The 19,294-nt window shown below is 68.2% G+C and carries 1 protein-coding gene; it reads left to right on the top strand.

The genetic code is table 11. The features are described 5' to 3' along the window. The first annotated feature begins 2 nt into the window (after positions 1 to 2). Complete coding sequence (locus tag M0D43_RS21990) at positions 3 to 19,280, top strand: non-ribosomal peptide synthase/polyketide synthase (RefSeq protein WP_260807632.1); 19,278 nt, start codon at positions 3 to 5, stop codon at positions 19,278 to 19,280. Positions 19,281 to 19,294: the final 14 nt, after the last annotated feature.

Genomic DNA, 19,294 nt, shown 5'->3' on the forward strand with positions numbered 1-19,294 from the left:
CTATGTCCTCCTCGTCCAAGCTTCCGCAGGATATCTCGACGCTGACCACGGAGGAGGCCAACCGACTCTGGGCCTTGTTGTCCAAGGCGGCACCTGCCGCCAATGCGCAGGAGACGATCCAGCCACGCAACGGCGAGGCGCCGCCGCCGCTGTCCTTCGCCCAGCAACGCCTGTGGTTCCTGGCCCAGCTCGATGCCCAGGCCGACCTGGCCTACCTCATGCCCAACGGCCTGCGCCTGCGCGGACGGCTGGACCGCCACGCCCTGCGCAGGGCATTGGACCGCATCGTCGCCCGCCATGAGACCTTGCGTACCCGCATCGCCTTGCACCGGGACGAACCGGTGCAGATCATCGACGCCGACGACATCGGCTTCCGGCTCCGCGAACACGATCTCAGCGCCTGTCCCGATCCCGAACATCAGGCGCAACGCCGCGCCGAACAGGAAACGCAGACCCCCTTCGACCTGGCCCATGACACCCTCGCACGCGGCCAACTGCTGTGTCTGGGTGAGGACGACCATGTCCTGCTCATCACCCTGCACCACCTGGTCTGCGATGGCTGGTCGATGGGCGTGCTGGTGCACGAACTGACCTCGCTCTATACCGCTTTCGCGCTTGGCCAACCCGACCCGCTGCCACCGTTGCCGCTGCAATACGCCGATATCGCCGTCTGGCAGCATGGCCACATTACCGGTCAGGTGCTGCAACGCCAAAAGGACTTCTGGCTGGAACATCTTCGCGACGCCCCGGCCCTGCTGGACCTGCCGACCGACCGCCCCCGGCCGGCGCTGCAGGACTACAGCGGCGACAGCGTCGACATCACATTGGATGCCGACCTTACCGACGCGCTACGCAGTTTCAGTCAGCGCCATGGCACCACGCTGTTCATGACCATGCTGACCAGTTGGGCGGTGCTGCTGGGGCGCCTGTCAGGCCAGAACCAGGTAGTCATCGGTACGCCCGTGGCCAATCGCACCCGCAGCGAACTGGAACCGTTGATCGGCTTTTTCGTCAACACCCAGGCGCTGTGCATCGATCTGCGCGCCAACCCGAGCATCGCCCACGTCCTGGCCCAGGTCCGCGCCACCGCACTGGCGGCACAAGACCATCAGGACCTGCCGTTCGAGCAGGTCATCGAAGCAGTCAGCCCGGAACGTAGCCTTGCTTATTCCCCGCTGTTCCAGGTCATGCTCGCCTGGCAGAGCACACTCAACGCCGAACCCGCACTGCCGGGCCTTCGCCTGAGTCCGATCGACAAAACCGCCAGCGACGCCAAGTTCGACCTCGACCTATCGCTGCGCGAGGCCGACGACCGCATCGTCGGCGCTCTTTGCTATGCCACCGCACTGTTCGACCGCGCCACCATCGAGCGCCACGTGGTCCTGTTCGTCCGCATGCTCCGCGGTCTGCTCGCCGACGATCACCTCCGCATCGCACAGCTACCGTTGCTGCGCGAAGAAGACCGCAGGCAACTCCTGCAGCAGTTCAACGCCACCACGATGGCGCTGCCTGCCACCGGCTGCGTCCACACCGTATTCGAAGCGCAAGCCCGACGCACGCCCGATGCCGTCGCCGTGGTTGCCGGCGACGCCCAGCTCCGCTATGCCGAGCTGGACGCGCTCGCCGATCGACTGGCCGCCAGACTGGTCGCACTCGGCATTGGCCCGGAACGCCGTGTTGCGATCCGTCTCGAACGCAGCCCCGAGCTGATCGTCGCCCTGCTTGCGGTACTCAAGGCGGGCGGCGCCTACGTACCGATCGATCCGGCCTATCCAATCGAACGCAGCATCTATCTGCTGGAAGATAGTCAGGCGTGCGTGCTGTTGACCACGACCGCACTGGCAGCAGAGCTGCGTTCCAGCCACGTCCTGCGCACCGTCAGTGTCCTGTTGATGGACCAGCCCGACGCCAGCGCCCAGCTTGGCGCAGCGTTGGATACGCCTGCGCCTGCCCCGTCCGCGTATCCGGAGCAGACGGCCTACGCGATCTATACCTCCGGTTCCAGCGGACAGCCCAAGGGCGTGCTGGTCGAGCACCGGCAACTGTGCAATCTGGTCCACTGGCATATCGCGCGCTTCGGCCTGCAGCCCGGCGAACGCTGCACCTCGCTGGCGGGCCTTGGCTTCGATGCCGCCACCTGGGAAATCTGGCCGGCCCTGTGCGCCGGTGCCACCTTGTTACTGGCACCGGCTGCGGCCAGTGGCGATCCCGATGCGCTGCTTGCCTGGTGGCGGCAGCAAGACATGCACAGCAGTTTCCTGCCCACACCGTTGGCCGAGATAGTGCTGCGCGACCCCGGCCTGCCGCCGACGCTGCGCGTGCTGCTCACCGGCGGCGATCGGCTCGGCGCACTCGCGCAGCTGCCATCGGCGCAGCTTATCAACAACTATGGCCCCACCGAGACCACGGTGGTGGCGACCTCGGCGCAGGTCACGCGCGCCGGCGTGCTGCCCGGCATCGGCCGGCCGATCGCCAACACCCGTGCCTATGTGCTGGACGAACACGGCCAGTTGGCGCCGATCGACGTGGTCGGCGAACTGCATATTGCCGGACGTCAGCTCGCCCGCGGCTACCTCGGCCGCCCTGGACCGACCGCCGAACGCTTTGTCCCCGATCCGTTCGCCGATCAGCCCGGCCAGCGCATGTACAAGACCGGCGATCTGGTGCGCTGGCGTGCCGACGGCAACCTGGATTTTCTTGGCCGCAACGACGCGCAGGTCAAGCTGCGCGGCGTGCGCATCGAGCTCGGCGAGATCGAAGCGGTACTGCGCGCCTGCGAGGGCGTGCGGGAGGCCGTCGTCCTCGCCCGGGAGGATCGCCCTGGCGATACCAGATTGGTCGCCTACCTGGTTGGCGACGCAACACCGGGCGACGCTGCTGTCTGGCTCTGTGCCGACAGGTTGCGCGCCCAACTGATCACACGCTTACCCGACGCCATGATTCCGGTGGCCTATGTGCGGCTGGATGCCCTCCCGCTGACCGCGAACGGCAAACTCGATCGGCGCGCGCTCCCGCTACCCGACACAGACGCCTTCGATGTGCAGGCCTATGCCGCTCCCGAGGGTGAACTGGAGACCCTACTGGCCGCGCTGTGGAGCGAGCTGCTTGGCGTCGAACAGATCGGTCGCTACGACAGTTTCTTCGCCCTGGGCGGACATTCCTTGTTGGGCACGCGGCTGATTTCGCGCATCCGTCATACGCTGGGCCTGGAACTGCCGTTGGCTGCGTTGTTCATGCAGCCGCGCCTGGCCGATCTGGCGCGCGCCATGGACAGCCTCGCGGCCAGCCAACTGCCGGCCATCGTGCCGCTGCCCCGCGAAGGCAACCTGCCGCTGTCCTTCGCCCAGCAACGCCTGTGGTTCCTTGCCCAGCTCGATGCCCAGGCCGACCTGGCCTACGCGATGCCCGGCGGCGTGGAGCTTCAAGGAGAACTGGACCTGGCGGCGCTGCGGCAGGCGCTGGATCGCATCGTCGCCCGCCATGAAGCGTTGCGCACCACCTTCGTGGCCAGCGGCGACAGCGCCATCCAGCGCATCGCCCCACCCGAGGTCGGCTTTGCGCTGGACTGCATCGACCTGCGCCATGCGCACGATCCCGACGCCGACGCGCAGCGCCTGGCCGAGCAGGAAGCCCACGCGCCCTTCGACCTGGAACAGGGACCGCTGATCCGCGGCCGCCTGCTGCGTCTGGACGAGCACCGCCATCGTCTGCTGGTGACGATGCACCACATCGTCAGCGATGGCTGGTCGATCGGCCTGTTGCTGCGAGAGCTCGGCGCCCTCTACGCGGCCTTTGTCCAGAGTCGGCCCGATCCGCTACCGCCACTGCCGATCCAGTACGCCGACTACACCGTGTGGCAGCGCCGCTGGCTCGATGGCCCAGTGCTGCAGCGCCAGCTCGATTTCTGGCGCGACCACCTGGAGGGCGCACCGGCGCTGCTGGCACTGCCTACCGATCGCCCGCGCCCGGCACTGCAGGACTACCGCGGCGACAGCGTCGATCTGACCCTCGATGCCGATCTCGCCGAGGCTCTCACGGCCTTGAGCCAGCGCCACGGCACCACGCTGTTCATGACCGTCTTGGCCGCCTGGGGTGCCCTGCTGGCGCGCCTGTCCGGCCAGAACGAGGTCGTCATCGGCACCCCGATCGCCAACCGCACCTGCAGCGAACTGGAGCCGCTGATCGGCTTTTTCGTCAACACCCAGGCCTTGCACATCGATCTGCGCGCCAAGCCGTCCGTCGCGACCTTGCTGGCCCAGGTCCGCGCCACCGCCGTGGCAGCGCAGGAGCACCAGGACCTGCCCTTCGAGCAGGTCATCGAAGCGCTCAACCCGGCGCGCCATCTCGACCATCATCCCGTCTTCCAGGCCATGCTGGTCTGGCAAAACAACGCGGACGTCGCTCTGGATCTGCCTGGCCTGCACAGTCGCGTGCTGGAACAGGGCAACGCCACGGCCAAGTTCGATCTGCAATTGACCTTGCAAGTGCAGGACGCACGCATCGCCGGTCAGCTCACCTACGCCACCGCGCTGTTCGACCGCAGCACCGTGGAGCGCCACCTGGCCCAGTTCGTGATGCTGTTGCAGGGCATGGTCGCCAACGACCGCGCATGCGTTGCGCACCTGCCGCTGCTGGCGGACGACGAACAGGCGCAGTTGCAAGGCTTCAACGCCACCGCCACCGACCTGGGCGGCACGGGCTACCTGCACCGCGCCATCGAAGCGCAGGCGCAGCGCACGCCCGACGCCATCGCCGTGACCGACGACCACGGCACGCTCAGCTATGCCGAGCTCGATGCCCGCTCCAACCAGCTCGCCCATCATCTGATCGGCTTGGGCGTGGTGCCGGAAAGCAGCGTCGCCGTGTGCCTGCCACGCAGCATCGACCTGGTCGTCGCCCTGCTGGCGATCCTCAAGGCCGGTGCGGCGTACCTGCCGCTGGACGGCGACATGCCAGCCGCGCGCCTGGACACCATGCTCGCCGATGCGCGGCCCTGCGTGCTGCTGGCCCATCGTGAGACCGCGGCACTGCTAGAGCAATGCGCTGATCGGCACACCGTGTTGCTGGACGCCGACGCCGACGCCGCGTTGTGGGCCTGCGCTTCCACGCAAGCGCCCACGGTGGCACTGCACCCGCAGCACCCGGCCTATGTCCTCTACACCTCCGGCTCCACGGGCACGCCCAAAGGCGTGGTCACCACCCATGCCGGCATCGACAACCGCCTGCAGTGGATGCAGCAGCACCTGCAGCTGCAACCCAACCGGAGCGTCTTGCAGAAGACCCCGGTCGGCTTCGACGTGTCGGTCTGGGAACTGTTCTGGCCGCTGCGCGTGGGCGCGCGCCTGGTGTTGGCGGAACCGGGCGGCCACAAGGATCCGGCCTATCTGATCGACCTGATCGAACGGACCGGCGTCGACACCGTGCACTTCGTGCCGTCGATGCTACGGGTGTTCCTGGATGTCTTACCGCAAGGCGCATGCGCCAGCCTGCAGCGCATCGTCTGCAGCGGCGAAGCCTTGCCGGTGGATCTGGCCAGCACAGTCCGCGCACGTCTGCCGCAGGCGCGCCTGTACAACCTCTACGGCCCGACCGAAGCAGCGGTGGATGTCAGCGTCTGGGAATGCACCGAGGCCGACACACACAGCGTGCCGATCGGCCGACCGATCGCCAATACCCGCCTGCAGGTGCTCGATGCGCATGGTCAGTTGACTCCGATCGGCGTGGCCGGCGAACTGCAGATCGCCGGCGTGCAGCTGGCGCGCGGTTATCTGGGCCGCCCGGATCTGACCGCCGAACGCTTCGTCCCCGATCCGTTCGCCGAGCAGCCGGGCCAGCGCATGTACCGCACCGGCGATGTGGCGCGCTGGCGTGCCGACGGCGCGCTGGAGTACCTGGGCCGCAACGATCACCAGGTCAAACTGCGCGGCGTGCGCATCGAACTGGGCGAGATCGCAGCCGCCTTGCGTGCCTGCGGCGTGCGCGAGACGGTGGTCGTCGCCGCTGGTGCCGAAGACAAACGGCTGATCGCCTATCTCATCGGCGACGGCGCGGCCAAGGACCCAACCGCCCTGCGCGCCCAGCTCGCCGCGCGTCTGCCCGAGTACATGATCCCCGCGGCCTTCATCCAAATGGACGCGTTGCCGCTCACGCCCAACGGCAAGCTGGATCGTGCCGCCTTGCCCGCAGCGGACATCGACGCACTGGCCGCGAACGCCTACGCCGCGCCCGAAGGCGAACTGGAAACCCTGCTCGCCACGCTGTGGCGCGAGCTGCTCGGCGTGCCGCAGGTCGGCCGCCACGACAACTTCTTCGCCCTCGGCGGCCATTCGCTGCTGGCAGTCAAGCTGATCGAGCGCCTGCGCCGGCTTGGCTGGCAGTTGGAAGTCCGCGCCCTGTTCGGCACACCCACCGTCGCCGGGCTGGCCAGTCGCCTGCACAGCGCCTCCCAGGTGGTCGTCCCGCCCAACCGCATCGAGGCCGGCTGTCGCCGCATCACGCCCGACCTGCTGCCGCTGCTCGAACTGACCCAGGCCGAGATCGACACGGTGGTGGCCAACGTCGACGGCGGCACGGCCAACGTGCAGGACCTCTATCCGCTGGCGCCGCTGCAGGAAGGCCTGCTGTTCCATCACCTGGCCGATCCGCTCGCCGATCCGTATCTGCAATCCTCGCTGCTGGCCTTCCCGACATCCGAGCAGCGCGCCGCCTTCCTCGACGCGTTCGACCAGGTCATCGTCCGCCACGACATCCTGCGCACCGGCGTGGTCTGGCAGCACCTGCGCGTGCCCGTGCAGGTGGTCTGGCGCCAGGCGACGTTGCCACGGCGTGTGCACATCTTCGACGGCCCAGATCCGGCCACGGCACTGCAGCGCTGGATGCATGCGCCCGAGGCCGCACTGCGCCTGCAGCAGGCGCCGCTGATTCATGCCCACTTGGCCGACGATCCATCCACCGGTCGCTGGCTGCTCGGCTTGCAGCACCATCACCTGGCGATGGACCACACCACCCTGGAACTGCTCGTCGAAGAGGTGCGCGTGCATCTGGCCGGACAGCAGCACCAGTTGCCGGCACCGCTGCCGTTCCGCGACTTCGTCGCCCATACCCTGGCCGGCGTCTCCGCGCAGGACCACCAGGCCTTCTTCACCAAGATGCTCGGCGACATCGAATCGCCCATCGCGCCGTTCGGCGTCTTCGCCCCGGTGCGCGATCTGGACAGCGTGCAACACCTCCGCCAGCCGCTGCCGACCACGCTCGCCCACGCCGTACGCGCCCAAGCGCGCCGCCATGGCGTCACTGCGGCCAGCCTGTTCCATCTGGCCTACTCGCTGATGCTGGCGCGCAGCAGCGGTCGCGACGAGGTGGTGTTCGGCACCGTGCTGTTCGGCCGCATGCATGCCAGCATCGGCGTGGACCGCGTGCTGGGCATGTTCCTCAACACCCTGCCGATCCGCCTGGGCTGTCGCGGCCACAACGTGGCGCAGGCCCTGCACCACACCCAGCAAGCCCTGGCGCGCCTGTTCCACCACGAGCATGCGCCGCTGGCCCTGGCGCAACGTTGCAGTGCGGTGGACCCGACGCTGCCGCTGCTCAACGCCATGCTCAACTACCGCTATGCCGGCGGCAGTAACGTGCTGGACGACCAGGCCCATCCGCAGCACGATGCCTTGCGCGAGATACAGCAGCTCGGCGGACGGGAGCGCACCCATTATCCGCTGGCGGTGTCGGTCGACGATCACACCGCCGACGGCGGCTTTTCCCTGGATGTGCAGTGCGTGGAACATATCGGCAGCGAGCGCGTGGCGGCGCTGCTGCTGCACACCGTGCAGGCGTTGGTAGACGCGCTGGAGCATGCGCCGGAGACGGTGTTGCATGCGCTGGAGTTGCTACCCGCCGAAGAGCACGCGCAGTTGCGAGGCTTCAACGCGACCGCCACCGACCTGGGCGGCGCGGGCTACCTGCACCGCGCCATCCAAGCGCAGGCGCAACGCACGCCCGACGCCATCGCCGTGACCGACGACCACGGCACGCTCAGCTATGCCGAGCTCGATGCCCGCTCCAACCAGCTCGCCCATCACCTGATCGGCTTGGGCGTGGTGCCGGAAAGCAGCGTCGCCGTGTGCCTGCCACGCAGCATCGACCTGGTCGTCGCCCTGCTGGCGATCCTCAAGGCCGGCGCCGCCTACCTGCCGCTGGACAGCGACGTACCGGCCGCGCGCCTGGACACCATGCTCGCCGATGCGCGGCCCTGCGTGCTGCTGGCCCATCGTGAGACCGTGGCACTGCTAGAGCAATGCGCTGATCGGCACACCGTGTTGCTAGACGCCGACGCCGACGCCGCGTTGTGGGCCTGCGCTTCCACGCAAGCGCCCACGGTGGCACTGCACCCGCAGCACCCGGCCTATGTCCTCTACACCTCCGGCTCCACGGGCACGCCCAAAGGCGTGGTCACCACCCATGCCGGCATCGACAACCGCCTGCAGTGGATGCAGCAGCACCTGCAGCTGCAACCCAACCGGAGCGTCTTGCAGAAGACCCCGGTCGGCTTCGACGTCTCGGTCTGGGAACTGTTCTGGCCGCTGCGCGTGGGCGTGCGTCTGGTGCTGGCGGAACCGGGTGGGCACAAGGATCCAGCCTATCTGATCGACCTGATCGAACGGACCGGCGTCGACACCGTGCACTTCGTGCCGTCGATGCTACGGGTGTTCCTGGATGTCTTACCGCAAGGCGCATGCGCCAGCCTGCAGCGCATCGTCTGCAGTGGCGAAGCCTTGCCAGCGGATCTTGCCCACGGCGTACGCCAGCGCCTGCCACACGCCCGCCTGTACAACCTCTACGGCCCGACCGAAGCGGCGGTGGACGTCAGCGTCTGGGAATGCACCGCGGCCGACACCAGCTGCGTGCCGATCGGCCGACCGATCGCCAATACCCGCCTGCACGTGCTCGATACGCACGGCCAGTTGGCACCCATCGGCGTGGCCGGCGAACTGCAGATCGCCGGCGTGCAGCTGGCGCGCGGTTATCTGGGCCGTCCGGATCTGACCGCCGAACGCTTCGTCCCCGATCCGTTCGCCGAGCAGCCGGGCCAGCGCATGTACCGCACGGGCGATGTATCCCGCTGGCGTGCCGACGGCGCGCTGGAGTACCTCGGCCGCAATGATCACCAGGTCAAACTGCGCGGCGTGCGCATCGAACTTGGCGAAATCGAAGCCGCAATACGTGCTTGCGCCGGCGTGCGGGATGCGGCCCTGATACTGCGCCAGGACAACACCGGCGAACCGCGTCTGATCGCCTATCTGATCGGCGACGCGAAACACCTCGCGGCCGACGCACTACGCACGCAACTGGCCGCGCGCCTGCCCGAGGCCATGCTGCCCAGCGCCTACGTGCCGCTGGACGCACTGCCGCTGACGCCCAACGGCAAACTCGACCGCCGCGCCCTGCCGGCGCCGGACGCCGATGCGCTGGCCACGCAGACCTACCTCGCCCCCGACGGCGAGCGTGAAATCCTCCTCGCCGCACTGTGGAGCGATCTGCTCGGCGTCGCGCAGGTCGGTCGCCACGACAGCTTCTTCGCCCTCGGCGGCCACTCGCTGCTGGCGGTGCGGCTGATTTCGCGCATCCGCAGCAGCCTGGGGATCGAGCTGCCATTGGCGACCCTGTTCGCCCACCCACGCCTGGCCGACCTGGCCCAGGCCCTGGACAGCGCCGCTGCCAGCACCCTGCCGGCCATCGTGCCGGCCATCGTGCCGGCCGAGCGCGGCCAACCGCTGCCGCTGTCCTTCGCCCAGCAACGCCTCTGGTTCCTGGCCCAGCTCGACGCCCAGGCCGACCTGGCCTACCTCATGCCCAACGGCCTGCGCTTGCGCGGACGGCTGGACCGCCACGCGCTGCGCCAGGCGCTGGACCGCCTTGTCGCCCGCCACGAAACCCTGCGCACCCGCATCGGTCTGCAGCAGGAAGAACCGGTGCAGCTCATCGACGCCGAAGACGTCGGCTTCCCTTTGCGCGAGCACGATCTCAGCGGTCATCCAGACCCCGAGACCGAGGTGTCGCGTCTGGCCGAACACGAAGCCGGCACACCCTTCGACCTGGCCCGCGACACCCTGGCACGCGGCCAACTGCTGCGTCTGGGCGAGGACGAGCATGTCCTGCTCGTCACCTTGCACCACCTGGTGGCCGATGGCTGGTCGATGGGCGTGCTGGTGCACGAACTGGGCACGCTCTACGCCGCCTTCGCGCAAGACCGGCCCGATCCGCTGCCGCCACTGCCGATCCAGTACACCGACTACAGCCTGTGGCAACGCCGCTGGCTCGAGGGGCCACTGTTGCAACGCCAGCTCGACTTCTGGCGCGACCACCTGCAGGACGCGCCGGCGCTGCTGGAGCTGCCCACCGACCGACCGCGCCCGGCGCGACAGGACGCGCGCGGCGACACGCTCGCCTGCGTGCTCGATGCCGAGCTCAGCACCGCGCTGACGGCGCTGAGCCAGCGCCACGGCACTACCGTGTTCATGACCTTGCTGGCCGCCTGGGGCGTGCTGCTGGCGCGCCTGTCCGGACAGGATCAAGTGGTGATCGGCACGCCCATCGCCAACCGCACCCGCAGCGAACTGGAGCCGTTGATCGGCCTGTTCGTCAACACCCAGGCACTGCGCATCGACCTGCGGGGCGACCCCACGTTCGCCGAATTGTTAGGCCAGGTGCGCACCACCGCGCTGGCCGCGCAGCACCATCAAGACGTCCCCTTCGAGCAGGTGATCGAAGCGCTCAACCCGACGCGCAACCTCGCCCACCACCCATTGTTCCAGGTCATGTTCGCCTGGCAGAACACGCCCGACAGCCGCATCGAACTGCCGGGACTGACGCTGGATGCGGTGCCGCAGCGGCTGGACGCACTCAAGTTCGATCTGGAGCTGGCGCTGCACGAGCGCGACGGGGCCATCGTCGGCAGCCTCGGCTATGCCACGGCGCTGTTCGAGCGCAGCACCGTGCAGCGCTTCCTCGCCAGCTTCGTCCATCTGCTGCAGGCCATGCCCTCGCAAGACCGTGTGCCGGTGGCCCGGTTGCCCTTGCTGGATGCGCCGCAGCGCGAGCACCTGCTGTCAAGGTTCGGCACGGGCACGCCCGCCGCCATACCGGCGCAGCCAGTGCACCGGTTGTTCGAGGCGCAAGCGCAGCGCACGCCCGATGCCATCGCCGTGGTCGCCGGCCAGCAGCGCGTGCGCTATGCCGCGCTCGACGCCCGCGCCAACCGGCTGGCGCAGCGCCTGCTCGCGCTGGGCCTGCGCGCAGGCGCGCAGGTGGCCATCGCGCTGCCGCGCTCGGTCGAGTTGATCGTCGCGCAATTGGCCGTGCTCAAGTGCGCGGCGGCCTATGTGCCGCTGGACAGCGCGCATCCGCGCGAACGCCTGCTCGCGCTGATCGCCGATGCACAGGCCACGGTGCTGATCCAGGAACGCGACGGCACGCTCGCTCCGGCAGGCGTGGCCTGCCTCAGCTTGGCCGATCTCGACACTGCGAATACCGCCACGCCGCCGGCCATCGCCGTGCCGCTCGCGGCCACGGCCTACGTCATGTACACCTCCGGCTCCACTGGTACGCCCAAAGGCGTGGCGGTGTCGCATGCGGCCGTGCTGGCCTTCGCGCTCAACCAGCAACATGCGCCGTTGCAGCCGCAGGACCGCGTTGCCTTCCTCGCCAATCCCGCCTTCGATGCCAGCACCTTCGAAGTGTGGGCCACGCTGCTGCACGGCGCGGCCATCGTCATCGTCGACCAGCAAACCCTGCTCGACCCGACCGCACTGGCGCAGCACCTGAGCGCCACCAAGGTCAGCATCCTGCATCTGACCGCCGGGCTGTTGCCCGGCTACTGGCATGCCCTGCGCGATCTGCTGCCGACGCTGCGCTGCCTGCTCACCGGCGGCGACAGCGTCGATGCCGGCAGCGTCGCCGCGCTGCTGGCCCAGGCCGCGCCGCAACGGCTGCTGCATTGCTATGGCCCCACCGAGACCACCACCTTCAGTGTGGTTCACCCTGTCGCGACAGTGGCCGCGGACGCGGCGCGGATCCCGCTCGGCCGGCCGTTGCCGGGCAGCCGTGCCTACGTGCTCGACCGTCACGGCCAGCCGACGCCGATCGGCGTGGCCGGCGAACTGCACATCGCGGGTGCGCAGCTGGCCCAGGGCTATCTGCACCGGCCCGGCCTGACCGCCGAACGCTTCGTGCCCGATCCGTTCGCCGAACAAGCCGGCGAGCGCATGTACCGCACCGGCGATCTGACCCGCTGGCGCGACGACGGCACCCTGGACTTCCTCGGCCGCAACGACGATCAGATCAAGCTGCGCGGCTTCCGCATCGAGCTCGGCGAAATCCAGGCCGCCTTGCGCGCTTGCGACGGCATCCACGAGGCGGTGGTCATCGCCCGCCAGGACAGCCCTGGGGCGCTGCGTCTGGTCGCCTATCTGGTCGGCGACGGCGCTACCAGCCCCGACGCATTGCGGACCCAACTCGGTCTGCGCCTGCCCGACTACATGGTGCCCGCCGCCTACGTGCGACTGGACGCCCTGCCGCTGACCGCCAACGGCAAGCTCGAGCGCTGCGCCCTCCCGGCGCCCGACGCAAGCGCTCTCGCGCTGCAGGCCTACCTGGCCCCCCAGGGCGAGCTGGAGATCTTGTTGGCCGGGCTATGGAGCGAGCTGCTCGGCGTCGAGAAGATCGGCCGCCACGACAGCTTCTTCGCCCTGGGTGGCCATTCCCTGCTGGCGGTACGGTTGATCTCGCGTATCCGCAGCGCGCTGAGCGTGGAACTGCCCCTGGCCACGCTGTTTACCCAACCGCGCCTGGTCGACATCGCCATCGCCCTGCGCACCGCGGCCACCAGCACATTGCCGGCGATCGTGCCGGTGCCCCGCGCGGGCAATCTGTCGCTGTCGTTCGCTCAACAACGCCTCTGGTTCCTGTCCCAGCTCGACGCGCGTGCCGCACAGGCCTATCTGCTGGCCGGCGGGGTCGACCTGCACGGCGAACTGGATCTGTCCGCCCTGCAACGGGCGTTGGATCGCATCGTCGCCCGCCACGAAGCGCTGCGCACCAGTTTCGTCTCCATCGACGACGGCGCGACTCAGATCATCGCACCGCCGGAAATCGGCTTTGCGCTGCATTGCATCGACCTGCGCCAGTCAGCAGATCCGGACGCCGACGCCCAACGCCATGCCGAACAGGAGGCCAACACCGCCTTCGATCTGGAACATGGGCCGCTGATCCGCGGCCGCCTGTTGCGCCTGGCCGAACACGAACATCGCCTGCTGGTCACCATGCATCACATCGTCACCGATGGGTGGTCCATGGGCCTGCTGGTGCGCGAACTCAGCACCCTGTATGCCGCCTTCGCTTTGGGCCAGCCCGATCCTCTGCCGCCGCTGCCGATCCAATACGCCGACTACGCCCAGTGGCAGCGTTGCTGGCTCGAAGGCCAGCTGCTGCAACGCCAGCTGAGCTTCTGGCGCGAGCATCTGCAAGGTGCCCCGGCGCTGCTGGAGCTGCCCACCGACCGCCCGCGTCCAGCGCTACAAGACTACAGCGGCGACAGCATCGAAATCGCGCTCGATGCCGAACTGACCGCGGCATTGCGCGCCCTGAGCCAGCGTCACGGCAGCACCGTGTTCATGACGGTATTGGCCGCCTGGTCAGTGCTGCTGTCGCGCCTGTCTGGACAGGACGAAGTCGTGATCGGCGCGCCTGTCGCCAACCGCACCCGCAGCGAACTCGAAGCGCTGATCGGCTTCTTCGTCAACGCCCAGGCACTGCGGATCGACCTGCGCGCCAACCCCTCGGTCGCCGAGTTGCTGGCCCAGGTGCGCCGCACCGCCCTGGCCGCGCAGGACCATCAGGACCTGCCTTTCGAGCAGGTCATCGAGGCGCTCAACCCCGAGCGCAGCCTGGCCGCGCAGCCGGTGTTCCAGGTCGTGCTGACCTGGCAGAACGTCCCCGAGGCCGACCTGACCCTGCCTGGCCTGCGGCTGCAGTCCATCCAGGCCCAGGCACGCGATGCCAAGTTCGATCTGGAGCTGTTCCTGGGCGAAGTCGGAGATCGCATCGTCGGCAGCCTGAATTACGCCACCGCGCTGTTCGACCGCGGGACCATCGAACGCCAGCTGGCCCAGTTCGTCCAGGTCCTCGCCGGCATGGCCGCCGACGCGCAAGCGCGCATCGCGCAACTGCCGTTGCTGCCCGCCGACGAACGCGCCCAGTTGCAGAACTTCACCGCCACAGAGACCGCTCCGCTGGCGCAAGCCACGTGCATCCACCAGCTGTTCGAAGACCAGGTGCGCCGCACGCCTGATGCCATTGCCTTGCTGGATGGCGATGTCCAACTCAGCTACGCCGCGCTCGAGGCGCGCGCCAACCGGTTGGCCCATCGCCTGCACAAACTGGGCGTTGGACCGGAGAGCCGGGTCGCCCTGTACCTGCCGCGCGGCATTGAGCAGGTCGTGGCGCTGCTGGCCACGCTCAAGGCCGGCGCCGCCTATCTGCCGCTGGATCCTGACCTGCCCGACGAACGCCTGGCCTTCCTGCTCGCCGACAGCCGCCCGCGTGCGGTGCTGACCTGCACCGCGCTGCAGGACCGCCTGCCGGCCAGCCGCGCCATGTTGCGCGTCAGCGTGCTGACGCTGGACACGGACCGGGATGCAGCGTTGGACGACCCCGGCGCACCGTCGGTCACCAGCCTATGCCCGGACAACCTGGCCTATGTCATCTACACCTCCGGCTCCACCGGACAGCCCAAGGGCACCCTGCTCACTCACGCAGGTGCCGCCCATTACCTGCAATGGGCCATCAACACCTACCGCCCGTTCCCCAGCGCAGTGGTGTCCTCCTCGCTGGCCTTCGATGCCACACTGACCAGCCTGCTGGCGCCCCTGCTGTGCGGCGCACGCGTCGAACTGCTACCCGAGCACGCCACCCTCGACGCCTTGCGCCAGCGCCTGTGCGATCCCACCCCGCTTGGGCTGGTCAAACTCACCCCGGCCCATCTGGAAGTGCTCGGTCAGCAGTTGGCAGATAATCCAGGACCGCTCAGTCCAGCGGTGATGGTGATCGGCGGCGAAGCTTTGCCTGCGGCCACCCTGGCCCGCTGGCAGGCCCTCGCACCGCACACGCGGCTGATCAACGAATACGGCCCGACCGAAACCGTGGTCGGCTGCGTGGTCCACGCCACCACCGCCGACGATGCCCTGGCCCCGAGTGGCCGCGTGCCGATCGGCCGCCCGATCGCCCATCTGCGCATCCATGTGCTCGATCGACACGGTCAACTGGCACCGATCGGCGTCACCGGCCACCTGCATATCGCCGGGCCTCAGCTCGCCCGCGGTTACCTCGGCCGCCCCGCCCTGAGCGCCGAATGCTTCGTGCCGGATCCGTTCGCCGAACAGCCAGGCCAACGCATGTACCGCAGCGGCGACCTGGCTTGCTGGCGTGCCGACGGCACCCTGGACTTCCTCGGCCGCAACGACGATCAGGTCAAGCTGCGCGGCTTCCGCATCGAACTGGGCGAAATCGCCGCCGCATTGCGCGCCTGCCACGGGGTGCGCGACGCCGCCGTGCTGCTGCGCGAGGACAACCCGGGCGAGCCGCGCCTGGTCGCCTATCTGATCGGCGACGCCACCGACGTGAGCGCCGATGCCTTGCGCACGCAACTGGCCACGCGCCTGCCCGAGGTCATGCTGCCAAGTGCGTATGTGTGGCTGGATGCCTTGCCACTCACGTCTAACGGCAAGCTCGATCGTTGCGCACTTCCGGCGCCAGATACCGATGCGCTCGCGGTGCAGACCTACGCAGCGCCAGAAGGCGAACGGGAAACCTTGCTCGCCAGCCTGTGGAGCGAATTGCTCGGCGTCGAACGCGTCGGACGCCACGACAGCTTCTTCGCACTGGGCGGACACTCCTTGCTCGGCGTGCGGCTGATCTCACGCATCCGCAGCGCGCTCGGTGTCGAACTGCCGTTGGCGGCGTTGTTTGCTCAACCGCGCCTGGCCGAGTTGGCTCTGGCACTGGGCGATGCAGGCTCCACTGCACTACCGCCCATCCTGCCGGTGCCGCGCACTGAACCCATGCGGCTATCGTTCGCACAGCAACGCCTATGGTTCCTCAACCAGCTCGATCCGCGCACCGGTGCGATCTACATCATGCACGGCGGCGTGCAGCTGAGCGGCGACTTGCACGTCCAGGCGCTCACCCGTGCACTGGATCGCATCGTGGCGCGTCACGAGACCTTGCGCACCCACTTCGCCAATGTCGACGATATTCCGCTGCAGATCATCGATGCGCCGCGCGAGCTCGCCCTGCAACTGATCGACCTGAGCAGCGAGCCAGCGCCGGAAAGCGCTGCCCGCTTACACGCCCGTAACGAGGCTAACACCGGCTTCGACCTTGCAAGCGGTCCGTTGTTCAGAGGCCGTCTGTTGCGCCTGGCCGAACGTGAGCATGTGTTGCTGCTGAGCATGCATCACATCGTCTCCGACGGCTGGTCCATCGGCGTACTGATCGAGGAGCTCGGCGCGCTGTATGCGGCTTTCGTGCAAGGCCAGCCCGATCCGCTGCCGCCACTGCCGATCCAGTACGCCGACTATGCCGCCTGGCAACATCGCTGGATCGACAGCCGACTGCAGCAGAGCCAACTGGATTTCTGGCGCGCGCAGCTGCGCGATGCGCCGGCCTTGTTGGAGCTGCCCACCGATCGGCCGCGTCCGCCGCTGCAGGACACCGCCGGCGACCGGGTGGAACTGCTCCTGGACGAGACGCTGAGCGTGCGTCTGCAGGCGCTGGCCGTGCGGCACGGCACCAGCATCTTCGGTCTGTTGTTGTCCGGATGGGCTGCGCTGCTGTCCCGCTACAGTGGGCAGACCGATCTGGTCATCGGCACCGCGTCGGCAGGCCGCAATCGTAGCGAACTGGAACCATTGATCGGCTTCTTCGTCAACACCCTGCCGTTGCGCATCGATCTGTCCGCGCGGCCGACGTTCCTGGAACTGCTGGACCAGGTCCAGGCCACACTGCTTGCCGCACAGGCGCACCAGGATCTGCCATTCGAACGCATCATCGAAGCGGTACGACCGATCCGCAGTCTGTCGCACACACCGTTGTGCCAGACGATGTTCTCCTCCGACACCACGCCGGCACGCGCCCTGGAGTTGCCGGACCTGCAACTGAGCGCTTACCCCAACGATCATTGCGTTGCACAGTTCGATCTGTCGCTGGACATGCAGATCGCACCCACGCGGATCCGCGGCGTGCTGCACTACGCCACCGCGCTGTTCGATCGCAGCACCATGCAGGCGTATCTGGACAACTACGCGCGTCTGCTGGCCGCGCTGGCCGACGCACCCATGCTGGCGGTGGACCGGCCTGCATTGCTGGATGCAGACGGATGGCGTTCGCTACACCAGTGGAACGACAGCGCACGCGCGGTGCCATCGCCGGTGACGATCCACACAGCGTTCCAGGCCCAGGCTCGCAGCACGCCGGATGCCATCGCCGTCATCGATGGTGACCGCACCCTGCGCTATGCCGAACTGGACGCGCACAGCAACCGTATCGCGGCGCAGCTGATCGCCGCCGGAGTGCGCAGTGGCGAGTGTGTGGTGACGCTGCTGCCACGCAGTGCGGAACTGGTGGCCGCACAGCTGGGCATCCTCAAGGCAGGTGCGGCCTATGTGCCGCTGGACCCACGACAGCCCGCCGCCAGGCACGTCCAGCTGGCCGAGGACTGCCAGGCCCGCACCATCGTGCACGCGCCCGGCGACGCTCCGCCCTGGGCGACGGCGCCGTGTTTAGAGATCGCGTTGACCGCAAAGCCGACCGATGCGTTCGTGACCCCGCCATTGCCCACTGCCGCACCCGCCTATGTGATGTACACCTCAGGCTCAAGCGGCCGCCCGAAAGGCGTGCTGGTGCCGCACCAGGCCGTGCTCAATCTGGTGCGCGACCCGAACTACGCCCGCTGGCAGGCCGACGACCGCTTCGCCTTCGCGTCCAATCCCGCCTTCGACTCCAGCACCCTGGAAGTGTGGGCGCCATTGCTGAGCGGCGGCAGCCTGGTCGTGGTGCCGCAGGACGTCCTGCTCGATCCCAATGTGCTGGCCGACTTCGCACGCACGCATGCGATCAGCGTGCTGATCCTGGTCGCTGGGGTACTGCGTGCCTATGCAAGCGAACTGGCACGCACGCTACCGACGCTGTGCTACCTGATTACCGGTGGCGACATCGCCGATCCGCAGGCGCTCGCCACGCTGCTGCGCGGTCAACGACCGCACACGCTGTTGCAGACCTACGGCCCCACCGAAACCACGCAGTTCGTCACTGCTGTCGCAGTGAGCGAAACGCCCGACGATGGACAACGCATCCCGATCGGCATGCCGATTGGCAATCTGCGCGTGTACGTGCTCGATGCGCATCGCCAAGCGCTGCCGGTCGGCATGCAGGGCGAACTCCATATCGCTGGCCTCGGTCTGGCGCTTGGCTATGTGCGGCAAGCAGGATTGACCGCCGAGCATTTCGTGCCCGACCCCTTCAGTGGTGAGCCGGGAGCGCGCATGTACAGGACCGGCGATCTGGGCCGCTGGCGCGCCGATGGCCAGCTCGAATGCCTGGGCAGACGCGATGCGCAGAGCAAGATCCGCGGGTTCCGGCTGGAACCGCGCGAAATCGAGGCGGCGCTGCAAACGCATCCGCAGGTCGACCAGGCGCTGGTGCGCGTGTGCCAGGACACCGCCGGACAGCGTCGTCTTGTCGCTTATGTCATCGGCACGCAAATCGACGACAGCGCGGCGCACGACCCGAACGTATTGCGCCGCCACCTGGCCGATACGCTGCCCGACTACATGCTGCCGGATGCCTACGTCCTCATGCAGGCCTGGCCGCTCACCGCCAACGGCAAGCTGGATGTGCGGGCGCTACCCGCACCTGACGATGTGCAACGTGGCATCGCGGAGAGCGAGCCTCCACACGGCGAGACCGAATGCGTGCTTGCCGAGATCTGGTGCGCATTGCTCGGCGTTAGCACGGTCAGCCGGCACGACAATTTCTTCGACATCGGCGGGCATTCGTTGTTGGCCGTGCAACTCTCTACCCGCATCCAGACCCGGCTCGGACGCCGTTTGCCGCTGTCGCGGGTGTTCGCCGAGCCGACGCTGGCGCGCATGGCCGGCGCGCTGGCCGACGGCACCGTCGCGTCCAGCGCCCCGATCGCCGCCTTGGTGAACAGGAGCAACTACTACGAATGATGGTCCCGGTCACG

This window comes from Xanthomonas prunicola (assembly GCF_025266575.1).
GTDB lineage: Bacteria > Pseudomonadota > Gammaproteobacteria > Xanthomonadales > Xanthomonadaceae > Xanthomonas > Xanthomonas prunicola.

Bases quoted from the DNA above. Each gene is read 5' to 3' on its own strand.
- M0D43_RS21990 (WP_260807632.1), top strand. From the start codon at position 3: ATGTCCTCCTCGTCCAAGCTTCCGCAGGATATCTCGACGCTGACCACG.